The organism is Bordetella sp. 15P40C-2, from assembly GCF_009763235.1.
In the GTDB taxonomy this organism is placed as follows: Bacteria; Pseudomonadota; Gammaproteobacteria; order Burkholderiales; family Burkholderiaceae_B; genus Bordetella_A.
The window spans coordinates 362870-379004 of the sequence record NZ_WSJA01000025.1 but is presented as its reverse complement, the minus strand read 5'-3'; the positions used below and the strand labels follow the sequence as shown (position 1 = coordinate 379004).

Annotated in this window: 15 protein-coding genes; 11 read left to right on the top strand and 4 right to left on the bottom strand. The window is 60.3% G+C overall.

The window, feature by feature from the left end:
* Positions 1-15: 15 nt before the first annotated feature.
* The 6 genes from GOQ25_RS12555 to GOQ25_RS12530 are packed head-to-tail and all read left to right on the top strand — an operon-like array spanning position 16 to position 5601.
* A complete protein-coding gene (locus GOQ25_RS12555; protein ID WP_160350793.1) occupies positions 16-543 on the top strand; it encodes a TRAP transporter small permease in 528 nt (175 codons plus the stop codon).
* A complete protein-coding gene (locus tag GOQ25_RS12550) occupies positions 536-1843 on the top strand; it encodes a TRAP transporter large permease (RefSeq protein WP_160350792.1) in 1308 nt (435 codons plus the stop codon). Before GOQ25_RS12555 ends, GOQ25_RS12550 begins: the two co-directional genes overlap by 8 nt.
* Positions 1844-1864: 21 nt before the next feature.
* Positions 1865-2626, top strand: coding sequence for an SDR family NAD(P)-dependent oxidoreductase (locus GOQ25_RS12545; RefSeq protein WP_160350791.1), 762 nt, complete (start codon positions 1865-1867; stop codon positions 2624-2626).
* Between the two features lie 8 nt (positions 2627-2634).
* On the top strand, positions 2635-3684 hold the full coding sequence (locus tag GOQ25_RS12540; protein ID WP_236844557.1) for an amidohydrolase: 1050 nt from the start codon (positions 2635-2637) through the stop codon (positions 3682-3684).
* A gap of 37 nt (positions 3685-3721) precedes the next feature.
* Positions 3722-4771 (top strand): zinc-binding dehydrogenase, encoded by a 1050-nt coding sequence (locus tag GOQ25_RS12535; protein ID WP_160350790.1) that lies wholly within the window; start codon positions 3722-3724, stop codon positions 4769-4771.
* A complete protein-coding gene (locus tag GOQ25_RS12530; RefSeq protein ID WP_160350789.1) occupies positions 4768-5601 on the top strand; it encodes a sugar phosphate isomerase/epimerase in 834 nt (277 codons plus the stop codon). Before GOQ25_RS12535 ends, GOQ25_RS12530 begins: the two co-directional genes overlap by 4 nt.
* Here GOQ25_RS12530 and GOQ25_RS12525 read toward each other — a convergent pair.
* Positions 5591-6508, bottom strand: a complete 918-nt coding sequence (locus tag GOQ25_RS12525) for a LysR family transcriptional regulator (RefSeq protein ID WP_160350788.1) — start codon at positions 6506-6508, stop codon at positions 5591-5593. The genes GOQ25_RS12530 and GOQ25_RS12525 overlap by 11 nt on opposite strands.
* A gap of 208 nt (positions 6509-6716) precedes the next feature.
* On the opposite strand from GOQ25_RS12525, the gene GOQ25_RS12520 reads away from it, so the two are divergent.
* Together GOQ25_RS12520 and GOQ25_RS12515 are read left to right on the top strand one after the other, a co-directional pair.
* Positions 6717-7565: a sugar phosphate isomerase/epimerase gene (locus tag GOQ25_RS12520; protein WP_160350787.1), complete on the top strand. Its 849-nt coding sequence runs from the start codon at positions 6717-6719 to the stop codon at positions 7563-7565.
* 212 nt (positions 7566-7777) lie between these two features.
* Entirely contained in the window at positions 7778-8668 is an 891-nt protein-coding gene (locus GOQ25_RS12515; protein ID WP_160350786.1) for a tripartite tricarboxylate transporter substrate binding protein, read from the top strand.
* 21 nt (positions 8669-8689) lie between these two features.
* Here GOQ25_RS12515 and GOQ25_RS12510 read toward each other — a convergent pair whose 3' ends face one another.
* From GOQ25_RS12510 to ompA, 3 genes are all read right to left on the bottom strand, one after another.
* Positions 8690-9364: an HAD-IA family hydrolase gene (locus GOQ25_RS12510; protein ID WP_160350785.1), complete on the bottom strand. Its 675-nt coding sequence runs from the start codon at positions 9362-9364 to the stop codon at positions 8690-8692.
* Positions 9361-10095, bottom strand: coding sequence for a bifunctional 2-polyprenyl-6-hydroxyphenol methylase/3-demethylubiquinol 3-O-methyltransferase UbiG (ubiG, locus tag GOQ25_RS12505; RefSeq protein ID WP_160350784.1), 735 nt, complete (start codon positions 10093-10095; stop codon positions 9361-9363). Before ubiG ends, GOQ25_RS12510 begins: the two co-directional genes overlap by 4 nt.
* Positions 10096-10219: 124 nt before the next feature.
* Positions 10220-10804, bottom strand: coding sequence for an outer membrane protein OmpA (gene ompA / locus GOQ25_RS12500; protein ID WP_160350783.1), 585 nt, complete (start codon positions 10802-10804; stop codon positions 10220-10222).
* 373 nt (positions 10805-11177) lie between these two features.
* Here ompA and gyrA point away from each other — a divergent pair, with 373 nt between their 5' ends.
* Genes gyrA through pheA form a run of 3 tightly spaced genes read left to right on the top strand, consistent with a single transcriptional unit; the run spans position 11178 to position 16043 of the window.
* Complete coding sequence (gyrA, locus tag GOQ25_RS12495) at positions 11178-13835, top strand: DNA gyrase subunit A (RefSeq protein WP_160350782.1); 2658 nt, start codon at positions 11178-11180, stop codon at positions 13833-13835.
* A complete protein-coding gene (gene serC / locus GOQ25_RS12490; RefSeq protein ID WP_370519950.1) occupies positions 13832-14965 on the top strand; it encodes a 3-phosphoserine/phosphohydroxythreonine transaminase in 1134 nt (377 codons plus the stop codon). Before gyrA ends, serC begins: the two co-directional genes overlap by 4 nt.
* Positions 14958-16043: a prephenate dehydratase gene (pheA, locus tag GOQ25_RS12485; protein ID WP_160350780.1), complete on the top strand. Its 1086-nt coding sequence runs from the start codon at positions 14958-14960 to the stop codon at positions 16041-16043. Before serC ends, pheA begins: the two co-directional genes overlap by 8 nt.
* Positions 16044-16135 lie beyond the last annotated feature (92 nt).

The window sequence follows — 16135 nt, the reverse complement described above, 5'->3', positions numbered from 1 at the left end:
TCCAGAGGATTGTCCATGACTCGCGCATCCATCACCAAAATCTTTGATCGTGTCATCGAAGTCACCACCTTGGCGGGCGGTATCGCCGTGGTGCTGATGATGATCCACATCACCGCGGATATCGTCCTGCGGTTCTTCTCGTCGGCCCCGCCCGGAACCATCAGTATCGTGTCGTACTACTACATGCTGATCGTGACCTTTATCTCGTTGGCATTCGCCGAGCGCCGCAATGCGCATATCGCCGTCGATATCGTCTATGACCATCTGCCTCGGGCGTTGCAAGCCTGCTGCCGCGTCGTGAGTCGGCTGCTGTGTATCGCGATCTTCGGCCTGATGACGGTGAAGTCCTGGGATATCGCGATGGAAAAACTCAGAATCGGCTCGCGGTTCATCCAGGGCAGTTCTGTCATCATTACCTGGCCGGGCTATTTCCTTCTGCCTTTGGGCTTAGGGCTGCTGTGTCTGACCTACGTAATGAAGCTGCTGCGTGTTTTGACCGAGGCCCCGCCGTCCGACCTCGAGGAGGAGATGGGTCATGAGTGAGGTACAGATCGGCCTTGGCGCGATATGCTCGCTGATGGTGTTGCTGGCCATGCGCGCTCCAATCGGGGCCTCGCTGATCGCCGTGTCGTTCGCAGGCATTTGGGCCATTGTGGGCTGGCGCAGCGCGTATGGCGCGATAGGCAATATTCCTTATGACTTTGCCGCGAGCTGGTCGATGAGTTCGATTCCGATGTTCCTGTTGATGGGTTATCTCGCCTATCACTGTCGGCTGACATCGGGCCTGTTCGAGGCGGCGCGCGTATGGACGTCGCGTATTCCCGGCGGACTTGCCGTGGGGGCGGTGTTCGGCTCGTCGGCATTTGCCGCGGTGTGCGGATCGTCGGTCGCATGTTCGGCCGCCATGGGCAAGATCGCCGTTCCAGAGATGACACGCGTGGGATATTCGCCCATGCTGTCCACCGGCACCGTGGCCGTGGCTGGCACTATTGGTGCGCTGATTCCGCCTTCGATTCTGCTCATCATCTATGGGGTCATGGCCGAAGTGTCGGTCATCAAGCTGTTCATGGGCGGGCTTGTCATCGGCATGCTTTCTGCGATCACGTATGTGGTGGTGATCTTGATACGCGTCTGGCTCAATCCGGCGCTCGCACCGAGGGATGCGACGGTCTATAGCTTGCGTGACAAACTGGCCGTGTTGCGCAAGACCTGGCCCATGCTCGTGATCTCCGCCAGCGTGTTCGGCGGCATGTTTTCGGGATTGTTTACGCCCACCGAGGCGGGCGCGGTCGGAGCTTTTCTGACCTTTCTCGTGGCCTTGCTCACGCGTGAACTCACTTGGCGCATCTTTCGCACCACGGTCATGGAAACGCTGCTGACCACTAGCGCGCTTATGATCATCGGCGTGGGCGCATCTCTGTTTGCGCGGCTATTGGTGATATCGGGTCTCGACGTCACCCTAGGCGATGCCATCACGTCACTGTATTCCAGCTCTTTTATGTTGATCGTGACCTTGGTGGTGATCTACCTGCTGTTAGGCATGTTTCTCGAGCCCATCGGCGCGATGATGCTGACGCTGCCCATCGTGCTGCCCATCGTCAAGACCGAAGGGATAAGCCTGATCTGGTTTGGCATCTTCCTGGCCAAACTTTTGGAAGTCGGCATGGTCACTCCGCCGATCGGGATGAACGTGTTCGTGATTAAGCGAGTGGTTGGCAACCTCATTTCATTGGGCGGCATATTTCGCGGCGTGTTGTGGTTTGTCGTGGCCGACCTGATCCTAATCTTCCTCATCTATTTTTTCCCGGCCCTCGTCACATGGTTGCCGGACACATTGAGCTAAGTCTAGATAACGGAGACACACATGGAACTGCAGGGACACATCGCCGTCGTCACAGGCGCGGCGCGCGGTATTGGTCTGGGCATCGCTCGGGCCCTCGCGCAACGCGGTGCGCATGTCATTGCGCTGGATCGTTTAACCGATGAATTGGAATCCGCGGCGACCGAACTGCGTGCGCTGGGCACCGTGGAGACTCGAACGCTCGATGTCTCTGACCTTGAGGCGATGGACGCCTTGATCGAGGATGTCCGCAATCGCCACGGCAAGATCGACATTCTGGTCAACAACGCCGGCATTTCGGTCAAAGGCGAGAACGGCCGGCGCATTCCGTTTCTGCAGTCCACCCGTCAAGCATGGGACCAAACCATGCTCATCAATCTGACGAGCGTGTATGAAATGTGCCGGCGTGTCGTGCCCGATATGGTGCAGCGCAAGTACGGCCGCATCATCAATATTGCTTCGCAAGCCGGCCGTACCCGGCCGGAATTCGCGGACACCGCCTACGCCGCGGCGAAGGCTGGTGTGATCGGCTTGACCCGTTCCATCGCGGAAGAAGTCTCGCAGTACGGCATCACCGCTAACTGCGTCGCGCCGGGTCGCATCGACACCCCTATGGTGCGCACGGCGGGCACCGAGGCAAATGCGTTATATGCCCAGCGCATTCCTGCGCGGCGCATTGGCACGACCTCGGAACTAGCGGCCGCCGTGACCTTTCTGGCTTCGCCAGAGGCGAGCTTTATCTCGGGAACGACGATCGATGTTAATGGCGGCTATTTCATGACTTGAGGGGAGCAATGATGTCTGAACCGACGAAAGAGCAACAACGCTTCGCGCAAGTTCACTTGCCCGTATCAGAAGCGTGGCTTGCGACCACATTCGAGGAGGCGGTCGAGCCCGGTCTCGAGATCATCGATACGCATCACCATTTATGGGACAAACCCCGGCCGCGTTATTTGCTGGACGAGTTTCTGGCTGACGCCAGTGGCGGACACCGTCTGATGGGCAGCGTCTATGTTGAAAGCCGAGCCATGTACCGACAGGACGTAGCGGATGGCGAAAAGCCCTTAGGCGAAACGGAGTTCGCCAACGGCATGGCGGCCATGGCGGCAAGCGGTGTCTATGGCCCCGCGCGTGTCTGCGATGGCATCGTGGGGTTTGTCGATCTGCGGTTGCCCAATGCGGCCGAACTATTGCAGCAACATGTGCGCATTGCCGGGCCGCGATTCAAGGGCGTACGAAACCTTTCGGCGTGGCACCCCGATCCGGAAGTCTCCGCGACCTCCATCGTCTATCCCAAGGACTTGCTTTCGAGCGCGGATTTCCGGCGCGGACTGGGCGCATTGACCGACATGGACCTCGTGTTCGATGCGTTCATGTTCCATACGCAGCTCAACGACCTGATTGATCTGGCGCGCGCCTTCCCACGCACGCGCATCGTTCTCGACCATTACGGCGCGCCCGTGGGCGTGGGGCCCTTTGTTAATCAACGCGAGGCTGTGTTCCGAGAATGGCGCGAAAGCATGCGGCGCCTGTCGGCTTTTCCCAATGTGTTCGTCAAGCTCGGCGGCTTTGCCATGAGGATCACGGGCTTCGGTTTCGACCGGCAGGATAAGGCACCCACCTCGGACGAACTCGCCACGGCATGGCAACCGTATTTCGATGAGGTGGTGAATCTGTTTGGTGTTGAGCGCTGCATGTTCGAGAGCAACTTTCCGGTCGATAAGGGCTCGTGCAGCTACACCGTGCTGTGGAATGCCTATAAGAAGATGAGCCTGCGCTTACCCGATGCGCAGCGACGCCAGCTTCTGTCCGGCACCGCGCGGCAGGTTTATCGCCTGCAGTGATATGGGCGGTTCATTTCACTTAAAGGACGTTAAGAAAATGCTTGCATTGCAAAAACAAGACGCGGCCGCCGGTGTGGCATTGGTGGACGTTGCCGAGCCGCCCGCGCCAGGTCAGGGCGAAGTATTGATCGAAGTCGTGGCCGCGGGCATCTGCGGGTCGGATCTGCACATTGACGACTGGGCGCAAGGCTACGAGTTTCTGACGCCGTTTCTCCCCGTGACGCTGGGCCACGAGTTCTCGGGCCGTGTCGTCGCCGCCGGGCCAGGGGTACACGAATCTGCCGTCGGAAAGCGGGTTGTGGTGCGTCCGTCGATCTCTTGTGGGGTCTGTATTGATTGCCGTGAAGGCGATCCGGATGAATGCCTGCACCGTCGTGCGCTCGGCTTGCATCGCCCTGGTGCTTTTGCGCCTCGGTTGCTCGCACCGTGGAACTATTGCCTGCCTTTGCCGGATTCCTTGGACTTGGAACTGGCCGCCTTGGTAGAACCGCTGACGATCAGCCAGCACGCCGTGGAGGATGGGGAAGTCAAGACCGGTGACCGCGTGCTGGTCTTTGGCCCGGGGACCATAGGGCAGGGCGCGGCGGCGCTGGCACGACTGGCGGGCGCGGCCGAGATCGTCGTGGTGGGCTATGGCGATAAAGAACGTTTCGAGGTCTTGGGTCGTATGGGATTCTCTCGCCTCATCGATCTGGCCGACCCCGGAGCGGCACAGCAGTTGGAGGAACTCGCGGGCGATGGTTTTGATGTGGTGATCGAGGCGGCCGGCGCGAACAGCGCGCTGGCGAGCGCCTTACGATTGACGCGCGTGCGTGGGAAAATCGTGGCTGTTGGCATCCATTCGCGCAATATCGATGTGGACGTGAATCTATTGGTGCGGAAACGATTGCAGCTACGCGGCTCTTATCGCGCGAGCCAGGCGATCTGGGAAAAATGCATCCGTATCTTGGCACAGAGCCCCAACGAGTTCGCGCCGATGATCACGCATCGTTTGCCCTTGAATGAGGCGCCCGAGGGCTTCCGTTTAGGCAAGCAGAAGACGGCTTCCAAAGTCATATTGCTTCCGGGCCTGGGAGCACAGTCATGACCTATCAGCCCGCGGATCTCGCGTTAGGGTGGTTGACTGTGGGTGGCGACGATCCGTTCGCTTGGCTGTCTGCAGCCGTGGCGGGCGGCTTTGGCCACATGGGGGTGAAGATCGCGCCGCGACCCGGCGAGCCCGCTCCCCGGCTGTTGGCCGATAGCGGATTCAGACGGGAGTTTGATACCGAACGCAGACGGCGCGGTGTACGGCTACTCAACATGGGCAGCATCTGGTTGGATGGTCAACATCCCGTCGAAACATACATCCCGGCGTTGGATCTCGGGGCCGAAATGGGTGCTTCATACGTGGTCGGGATTAGTACGGACCCGGACCCGGTGCGTCGCATGGTGGATTTGAAAGCCTTGACGGCGCTGGCATCCGACCGGGGTATGCGCTTGACGATAGAGTTCTTCGCGTACTCCGCGATCAGCAGCTTTACGGATGCGTTGGACGCGCTGGCGGACCTCGCGCCCGGTCAGGCCGGCGTATTGTTTGACGCGCTGCACTTTCATCGATCGGGGGGGATCCCGTCAGACATCACCGAGGACAGGGCAATGTGTGTGGACTATTTGCAGTTATGTGATGGGCCGCAACTCCTGCCGGCTGGGATGACACTTAGCGAGGAAGGACGTGCGGCACGAATGTTCGCGGGCGAAGGCGACATCGCGCTGCGCGACATCATGGCGCGCTTATCTCGTTGCTCTGTCATCGAGGTAGAGATCCCTCATCCACTATTGCGCACATTGTCTGCCGATGAGTGTGGCCGCGAGGTCATGACTAGGACTCTGCACTTTCTGAACGGCAGTGATCCCAACGACCGCGCTAGACGATAATCTCGCCCGTCGCCGTGTGTTGATTGAGCAATAGTTCGATAAAGCGGCGGGCATAGCCGGGCAGATTATCGAAACGATGGGCGCAGATGACCAGCTTGCGTTCTGCCCATGGTTCTTCCAGGGGTAGAGTCTGCAAGCCCAGCTGCCGTTGGTAATTCTCCGCCAGCGCCTGCGGGATGATAGCGACACCGACATTGTGCGACACGAGCTTTGCGATGGTGTCGAAACTGTTGACCTCCACGCGCGTGGTGAGGCGCATGCCGTGATGACGGGCCACGTCTTTTAAAAACGCCGTCATCGCACTGCTTGGACCCAAGGACACCATGTCCACATTGCTGAGACTAGTCAGGCGTATCCCTTGCGCGCGGGCCAATGGATGAGAGGGCGACGCCAGCAGCACCAGCCGTTGCGTCTGATACGGGATCGTCTCCAATGACTCCACATGGACGTTATCGGCCACGATGCCGATGTCGGCCAACCCTTCGGACAATTGTTGAATGATCTGCACGCTCAGTTCTTCGCGCAGCTGAATATTGACGTTGGGATGATCGAGCAGGAAACAGGTGATCAAATCTGGCGGCAAGTCGGTGATTGCCGACGTGTTCAACAGCACGCGGAAAATCCCCTTATTCCCACTCGCGTACTCGCGCATGTTGGCCGAGAGCGATTCCGACTGATGCAAAATCTCGCTGGCGTAGCGCAAAAATGATTGACCAGCCTGTGTCAGCTCCACGCCGTTGGGCTTGCGCTCGAACAGCTTTACGCCTAGCGAATTCTCTAAATTCCGAAGTCGTATCGAGGCTGCCGGCGGCGACAGAAACACTCGCATGGCGCCGCGTGTGACGTTGCGTTCGTCTGCGACCGCCGAAAATAGCTTCATGTCGACAAAATCGTAGTTCAGTGTCATAAGCGCGCGTATTGGACCTGAAAGCGTGAGACATGTACCGTCGTTGGAACCGACTGTTTAGCGTGATCGGTACGAAGCTGCCAATGCGTGTAAACCCCCTGACCTTAACGGGTATCGGTGCGCGCGGAAAGCCGTATTAACATAATTAAAAAGCGCGCTTTGCTTTTAAAAATGGCGCAGTTTTCGCCGATCGCGCAGACTGTCGCTCATGACGTATGCGGAGAGCAATGTGATCACGGATCGGCCCATTGTGTCCCTGGCGGGCCTGACCCTGCCCGCGCTGCCGCCCGCGCTGTTAGTCAGCGCGGCTGCCCAGGCGGGATACGATGCGGTGGGCGTGAATCTCACCCAACTATGGCGGACCGTCTCAGGCGATCCGCGTTGGTTCGCTGCCGAAGTCGATAGTCTGGCCGATGCCTTGAGCCAGCACGGCTTGCGTCTGACGCATGGAGGCCATCTGCTGATGGGTGCCTTGGACCGGCACGGCGTCGGACACATCATGAACGCCATGCGACAGCTGGACGCCGAGCATCTGGTATTGGTCGCCGCGCCGCAACGGGATTCCTCGCAGATCGAAGCCGACTTCGTGTTCGTGTGTGAGCAGATGGACGATATCCCAGTGCTGGTCGAGTTTGCGCCATACACGGGTTGGAAAAGCCTTGACGACGCGATGGCGTTTATCGAACGTCATCCCACGGTCGAGCTTGGCTTGGTCGTCGACGTCTTGCATCTGGTGCGCTCCGGTAGTCTCGACAGATGGCTGGCCAGGGACGCATGGCCGGTGGGCCTTGTGCAAATCTGCGACGCGCCGCTGCGTTCGCCGCAGCCCGACGCGCTGCAAATGGAGGCACGCGGTAATCGCCTGGATGTGGGCGAAGGCTCGCTGCCCTTGGCCGAGATCTTTCGCGCGTTACCGCGTCACGTGCCTATTGAGGTTGAAGCACCTTGTCTGGCGCTGCGTAACCTGACGCCCGTCGCGCGTGCTGAACGCAGCCTTCGCCATCTAGAAATTTTCTTACGGTCACAAGGATATCGAACCCGGGTAGTGCCGTCTTAAGCCCGGACCATTCGCACCACCCGAAGTAGGTATATCGATCGTTCGGACCGCGGGCGACTCGACAGTGGCGTCGCGTGCTGCGTGTCGCAGCCGCTATCTAACAACACTATAAAACGAGGCAATGGAAAATGAGAAAAGCATGGTGTGCTGTCTTAGGAGGCCTGACAGTTGCGATATCGACGCCGTCCTGGGCGGATTGGCCCGAGCGAGACGTGAATTTGACCGTGATGTACGGGGTAGGCGGAAACACCGATCTGGTCGCGCGCAGCGTGGCGGCCAAACTCGAAAAGATATGGGGGAAAACCGTCGTCGTGCATAATCGCGCAGGAGGGCAGGGCACCGTCGCGATGGACTGGCTCAGGCGGCAGGCGCCCGATGGCTATCAGCTTGGCATGGTGACAGGCTCGTCGATTGCGCTCGCGCCCCATCTGAACAAAGCCGAGTATCGTCCGGATGATTTCACGTTCCTGGGCAGTTTCGGTTCTGTACGCCTGGGTGTCGCGGTGCATGCGAGTTCTGGCATCGACTCCATGCAGGCACTCATCGATGAGGCGAAGAAGCGCGAAGTCTTTTTAGGCTCGGGCGCCGTGCTCAACAGCTTGCTGCTGTTGGACATGAACAAAAAATTCGGCACCAAGTTCGTCAACGTGCCCTATAAATCCGGGTCCGAGGTGCAGACGGCTTTGATGGGCAAGCATGTCGATGTGATCGTCGGCAACCCCACGGATATTCTGCAGCATTTGGGTTCGGGTATGCGCTTACTCAGTGTGGCGGGCGTTCGCCCCTGGCCGGAAACGCCGGACGTCCCGACCCTCACGCAGCTCAAACTCAGTACGGTGGACGTGGTGTCCTGGTTAGGCTTGGCGGGACCCAAGGGCTTGCCGCAGGAGGTGCGTCAAAAAGTCGAAAGCGCATTGGTGGAGCTCGCCGCCGACCCGGAATTCCAGAAGCGGATGGATGCCCTGGGTACCGATGCGTTCCAGGCCAGTGGCGCGGACACAGCGGCCTATATGGCAAGCCGCCACTCGCAATGGCGCAACGGCTTGGTGGCGGCGGGACTGCTGGAGGACACACCGGTCGCGCAGGCCGCCGTGCCCAAATAAGGCAGCCCGGCTCGTGACGCGCTAGCGCAGGTCGTCCGGCAGCAACGGCTCGATCGCCGCCCACAACGCATCGGGCGACTCGGCCAGCCCGTCGGCGGCCCAGGCGGTGACATCCTCGTCCTGACCCAGATAGCCATACGCCGCCGCTACAGCAGGCATCCCCGCCGCATGCGCGGCTTGTATATCGCGCAGATCATCGCCGACATACACGCAGCGGTTCGTGGGAAAGCCCGCTTGCTGTGCTGCGTGCTGCAAGGGTAGGGGGTGCGGTTTCGCGTGCGCCGTCGTATCGCCGCATACGACGGTGGCGCTGTGTTCGTTCAACCCCAGGAATTCCACAATCGGCAGCGTCAGGTGCGTCACCTTATTGGTGACGATGCCCCAAGCCAGCCCGCGCTCGCGTATGCCGGCCAGCAATTCCGCGATACCCGGAAACAGCCGACTATGCTGCGTCGACCCGGCGGCGTAATCGGCCAGGAATTGGAGACGAGCCGCTTCATAATCCGGGTGGTCCGGCAAAAATCCCAGCGCGACGCGTAACAGCCCACGCGCGCCTTGCGACGCTACGGGACGCAGTTCTTCGTACGGCAGCGGCTCCATGCCACGGCGCGTGCGCTGGCGGTTTGCCGCGGCGACGAGGTCCGGGGCGGTGTCGGCTAGCGTGCCGTCGAAATCAAAAAGTATCAGGGCGCTCATTCGGGTTTGCGGGTCGCCATCAGGTAGTTGACCGACGTATCGGCGGACAGGCTGTACACCTTGGTCAAGGGGTTGTATTCCATTCCGCGCATGCTGACGCCTTGCAAACCGGCTTGGCGTACTGACGCAGCGAGCTCGCTCGGTTTGATAAATTGATCGTGGCTATGCGTGCCACGCGGCAGCAGGCCGAGGATGTACTCCGCGCCCAGGATCGCGAAGAGAAACGACTTTACGTTGCGATTCAGCGTGGAAAAGAAGACCCATCCGCCCGGTTTTACCAACTGCGCGCAGGCGCGCACCACGGAGCCGGGGTCGGGGACGTGCTCGAGCATTTCCATGCAGGTCACTACATCGTACTGACCCGGCTGCTCGACGGCGAGGTCTTCGACTGCGACGGCACGGTATTCGACCTTCACACCAGATTCCAGGCCATGCAAGCGCGCGATTTTCAGCGAACGCTCGGCCAGGTCTATGCCGGTGACCTTGGCGCCAGCCACGGCCATACTTTCGGACAAAATGCCGCCGCCGCAGCCCACGTCCAGAACGGTGCGGCCAGCGAGCGCGCCGGCGACTTCCTGGATCCAGTTCAAACGCAGCGGGTTGATTGCGTGCAGCGGCTTGAACTCGCTCTCGGGGTCCCACCAGCGAGCGGCCAGGGCGGCGAATTTATCCAATTCGGCTTGGTTGGCGTTAACGGCGGGGCGAGTGGTAGCGGGTGCGGAGTCGGTCATGGGCATCAACCATTAGGGCGCGCGTTCACGCCAGGGTGGTCCAGCCGCCAACATACCGCGGCCGGAATGAAAAAAAGGGCCTCGCAAGCGAGGCCCTTCATTGTAGCGGTTAGCGCGTCAATGATTAGTTGCGGCTACCGACAATCTCGATTTCCACGCGACGGTTCTGGGCACGGCCTTCACGCGTCTTGTTCGAGGCGATGGGCTGTGCTTCGCCCTTGCCTTCGGTGTAGATGCGGTTCGGGTCGATGCCACGGCTCACGAGGTAGGCCTTAACCGAAGCGGCGCGGCGCTCGGACAGACCCATGTTGTAGGCTTCCGTACCGATCGAGTCGGTGTGGCCCACAGCGATGATGGTTTCGAGGTTGATGGCTTGAGCTTGCTGGGCAACTTGATCCAGCAACTGACGGCCTTCCGGCTTCAGGGTGGACTTGTCGAAGTCGAAGAACGTGTCAGCGTTGAACACGACCTTGCTTGCCATCGGAGCCGGCTTGGCAACCGGAGCTTGGGCAACAGGTACGCCATCGCAGCCCGGGATGCCGGTGGCCGGCGTCCAGAAGGCATCGCGCCAGCACAGTTCGTTCGTACCGTTCATCCACACGTCGCCAAACGGATTACGCCAGTTGTCCACCGTTTGCGCGGATGCAGCACCGGCAGCCGTAACGGCGGCGAAGGCGAGCGCCAGAGCGAATTTGGAGGGTTTGTTCATGTTTCTCCTCGTTGAGCTTGAAGCTGGATAAGTGACTCGCAGCGAATCCCCGCCGCATATCAGGAAACGGGGTCAGTATAGCAATGCTCGGAAAGGGTTCAAAGAATCGCTACTGAGTCTCCTGCGTGCTGGAAACAATCTTAAGGCATTTGATCCGCTTTGGCTCCCCTGACGAGGGGCATATGGCCCGGATATAGGCTTTTAATTGGTCTTGCGCGTCTACGATGTTGGTTTCGCGCAACAGGGCGCGGTAATAACTAGATGTAACGGAGGCTGCCGGGATATCCCCTGCCTAAAACCGCCTTGGAGCCCCGGATGATAGAATTTCCCGTTTACCCAACCGGGTTCTCTTACTCGAACAGTCGCTATATATATGGATTCCTTCGCCAAGGAGACGCTTCCGGTATCGCTGGAAGAAGAGATGCGCCGCAGTTACCTTGATTACGCCATGAGCGTGATCGTGGGGCGTGCGCTGCCAGATGTGCGCGACGGCCTCAAGCCAGTGCACCGACGCGTGCTCTACGCGATGCATGAACTCAACAACGATTGGAACCGCGCATATAAGAAGTCCGCGCGTATCGTTGGTGACGTGATCGGTAAATACCACCCACACGGAGACCAATCGGTCTACGACACCATCGTGCGGATGGCGCAGGATTTCTCCATGCGCTACATGCTCGTGGACGGGCAAGGTAACTTCGGTTCCATCGACGGCGATAGCGCCGCGGCGATGCGTTATACCGAAGTGCGCCTGGCCAAGATCGCGCACGAGTTGCTGGCCGATATCGACCAAGAAACCGTCGATTTCGGGCCTAACTATGATGGTAGCGAGCAAGAACCGCTCCTGCTGCCGTCGCGCCTGCCTAACTTGCTCGTCAACGGCAGCTCGGGCATCGCCGTGGGCATGGCGACGAACATCCCGCCCCACAACCTCGCAGAGGTCGTGGAAGGGTGCCTGTATTGCCTGCGCAATCCCGAATGCACCGTCGATGAACTGATCGAGGTCATCCCGGCGCCCGATTTCCCGACGGGCGGCATCATCTATGGCATGTCCGGCGTGCGTGAGGGCTACCGCACCGGTCGCGGCCGTATCGTGATGCGCGCCAAGGTCCATTTCGAAGACATGGAAAAGGGCAACCGTCAGGCCATTGTGGTTGACGCCATTCCCTACCAGGTCAATAAAAAGACGCTGCAAGAGCGTATCGCCGAACTGGTCAACGAAAAGAAGATCGAAGGCATCGCCGATATCCGCGACGAGTCCGACAAAGACGGTATGCGTCTGGTCATCGAGCTCAAGCGCGGTGAAGTGCCCGAGGTCATTCTTAATAACCTCTATAAGAATACGCAGCTGCAAGACACCTTTGGGATGAACCTGGTGGCGCTGGTCGACGGCCAGCCGCGCCTGCTCAACCTGAAGCAGTTGATCAGCTACTTCCTGCAGCATCGCCGCGAAGTGGTGACGCGCCGCACTGTATTCCAGTTGCGCAAGGCCCGCGAACGCGGCCATGTGCTCGAGGGTCTGGCTGTCGCGTTGGCGAACATCGATGACTTCATCGCAATCATCAAGGCAGCCCCGACGCCGCCAGTAGCGCGTCAGGAGTTGATGTCGCGCTCGTGGGATTCGTCGCTGGTGCGCGAAATGCTCTCGCGTGCGGACATGGATGCGGCGGGTGGACGCGCGGCGTTCCGTCCGGACGATCTGCCCGACAGTTTCGGCCTGCTTGCCGATGGCAAGTATCGCTTGAGCGAGACGCAAGCGCAGGAAATCCTGAACATGCGTCTGCAACGCCTGACGGGTCTGGAGCAGGACAAGATCGTTGGCGAATACAAAGACGTCATGGCTACCATCGCCGATCTGTTGGACATTCTGGCCAAGCCCGAGCGCATCACGACGATCATCAGCGACGAACTGCAAGCCATCAAGGCCGAGTTTTCCACCTCGGCCAAGGACACGCGCCGTTCGGAAATCGAACTGAATGCGACCGAGCTCGATACCGAGGATCTGATCACCCCGACCGACATGGTCGTGACCTTGTCGCACACGGGCTATATCAAGAGCCAACCCTTGTCCGAATACCGTTCGCAGAAGCGCGGTGGCCGTGGCAAACAAGCCACCGCGATGAAAGAGAACGATTGGATCGATCAGCTCTTTATCGCCAACACGCACGACTATCTGTTGTGCTTCTCCGACCGTGGTCGTGTGTACTGGCTCAAGGTCTGGGAAGTCCCGCAAGGCACGCGCAATTCGCGCGGCAAGCCGATCGTCAATATGTTCCCGCTGGTCGATGGCGAGAAGATCACGGTCGTGCTGCCGGTCAAGGAGTTCAGCGAAGATCGATTCGTCTTCATGGCGACCTCGCGCGGTACGGTCAAGAAGACTCCGCTGTCCGATTTCTCGAACCCGCGTAAGGCCGGCATCATTGCAGTCGGCCTGGACGAGGGCGATTATCTGATCGGTGCGGATCTGACCGACGGCAAACATGACGTGATGTTGTTCTCCGATGCCGGCAAGGCCGTGCGCTTTGACGAGAACGATGTGCGTCCGATGGGCCGCAACGCGCGTGGCGTGCGTGGCATGACGCTGGAAGACGGTCAGCAAGTCATCGCATTGCTGGTGGCGGGCGACGAGTCGCAGAGCGTGTTGACCGCGACCGAGAATGGCTACGGCAAGCGCACGCCGATTACCGAGTACACGCGCCATGGTCGGGGCACCAAGGGCATGATCGCGATTCAGACCTCCTCGCGTAACGGCAAGGTGGTGGGCGCGGTGCTGGTGATGCCTTCGGACGAAATCATGCTAATCACCACGGGCGGTGTGCTGGTGCGCACGCGTGTGGGCGAGATCCGCGAGATGGGCCGCGCCACGCAAGGCGTCACGCTCATCAGCGTGGACGATGGCAGCACCTTGTCTGGTGTGCGTCGCGTGGTCGAAAGCGATGCCGACGACGAAGTCGAAGATGCGGATGCGCAAGCCGATGCGTCTGCCGAGGCTGGCGCGTCGGATGATTCGAGTGAACCTACGGAGCAATAATGGCTCGTCCCTGGAACTTTTCGGCCGGCCCATCGGCCTTGCCTGAGGCGGTGCTGCAGCAAGCTGCAGCCGAGATGCTGGACTGGAACGGCAGCGGCATGTCCGTGATGGAGATGAGCCATCGCGGCAAGCACTTCGTGCAGATCTGCGATACGGCCGAATCCGATCTGCGCGAACTGCTGGGCGTACCCCCGGACTACGCCGTGATGTTCATGCAGGGCGGCGGCCTCGGTGAAAACGCCATTGTGCCCATGAACTTGATTGGTCGCCGGGGCTATGCCGCCGCCGATTTCGTGGTGACTGGGCACTGGTCCACGCGTTCCCATAAAGAGGCCGGTCGTTATGGTGACGCGCAAATCGCCGCCACCAGTGGCGTGGCGACGGTCATCGACGGTCGCGAGCAGGCGCCGTTCTCCTGGGTGCCTCCCGTGGATTCGTGGAACGTGCGGCCCGAGGCGGCTTATCTGCACCTGTGCAGCAACGAAACCATTCACGGCGTGGAGTTCATGGATTGGCCGGACATGGCCGCGCTGGGCGCGCCCGATGTGCCGCTGGTCGTCGATGCTTCCTCGCATTTCTTGTCGCGTCCGATGGATGTGACGCGTGCCGGTTTGATGTTCGCGGGCGCGCAGAAAAATGCCGGCCCGGCTGGCGTGACCATGGTTGTCGCGCGCCGCGATCTGCTGGGCAAGGCCTTGCCCATTTGCCCGTCGGCCTTCGATTACGCCAACGTGGCGGCCGAACACTCGCGCTATAACACCCCGCCCGCGTACGCGATTTATATCGCCGGTCTGGTGTTCAAGTGGATCAAGGCCCAAGGCGGCGTGGCCGCAATGGAATCCGCCAATCGCGCCAAGGCCGATCTGCTTTACGGTTATCTGGACAGCACGGCGTTCTATCGCAATCCGGTGCAGGCGTCTGTGCGTTCCCGCATGAATGTGCCCTTCGTATTGCGCGATGAATCCTTGAACGATGCCTTCCTGCAGGGCGCGGAGGCTGCGGGTTTGATGCAGCTCAAGGGTCATAAGAGCGTCGGTGGCATGCGCGCTTCGATTTACAACGCTATGCCCCTCGAAGGGGTGCAAGCCCTGGTTGACTATCTGCGAGAGTTCGAACGCCGTTATGGATAATTCCCTGCAAGCGAAGCTGCGCCCGTTGCGCGAGCTGATCGATACGATAGATGCTCAGATTCTGGAGCTCTTGTGTCAGCGCGCCCGGGCAGCGCAGGATGTTGGTGAAGTCAAGCATGCGGCCAACGCCGACGGCCCGGTGTTGCGGCCGGAACGCGAGGCCGACATCATTCGCCGCCTGCAGCAGCTCAATCGCGGGCCGTTCCCGCGCGACGCCATTGCGTCGGTGTGGACGGAGATCATCTCCGCTTGCCGTGGACTAGAGCGTGGCATGACCGTGGCGTTTCTCGGCCCGCGCGGTTCTTTTTCCGAACAAGCCGCGTATGAGCATTTCGGCCGCTCCGTGCAGCCGCTGCCGTGCCCGTCGTTTGACGAGGTGTTTCGCGCGGTCGAGGCCGGTCAGGCGGATGTGGGCATGGTCCCCGTGGAAAATTCCACCGAAGGCGCGGTCAACCGTACGCTGGATCTGCTGCTCAATACGCCTACCAAGATCCTGGGCGAACGTTCCCTGGATATCCGTCATTGCCTCATGACCCAGTCAGGCACGATGGAAGGCATCACAGCCGTGGCGGCGCACCCGCAGGCGTTGGCGCAATGCCAGGGCTGGTTGAATCGCAACTATCCCGGCCTGGAACGCATTGCCGAATCCAGCAATTCCGAAGCGGCACGCGTGGCCAGCGAGAATCCCACCATCGCCGCGATCGCGGGCGAAACGGCGGCTCCCGCATGGAACCTGCAGATCGTCTCGGCCGGTATCCAGGACGATCCGAACAACCGCACGCGTTTCCTGGCGATCGGGGATTTCCAGCCGCTGCCCAGCGGCAAGGACAAGACCAGCCTCATCATGGCGGTGCCCAATCGCGCGGGTGCGGTCTACGACATGCTCGCGCCCATGGCGGCCAACGGTGTGTCGATGACCCGCTTCGAGTCGCGTCCCGCCCGTACTGGCCAGTGGGAATATTATTTCTACATCGATGTACAGGGGCATCGCGACGACCCGCAAGTGGCGCGCGCGTTGGCCGACCTGCAGTCGCAAGCGGCGTTTCTCAAGATACTGGGTTCGTATCCGGCACAGTAATACGCGGCGCGGTGCAGGTCACCGCGCCGATTGCCATCCCGGTGTCATTCCCGTCGTCGATCCTTATTGCTTCACCCCGTCTTTTGGACCCG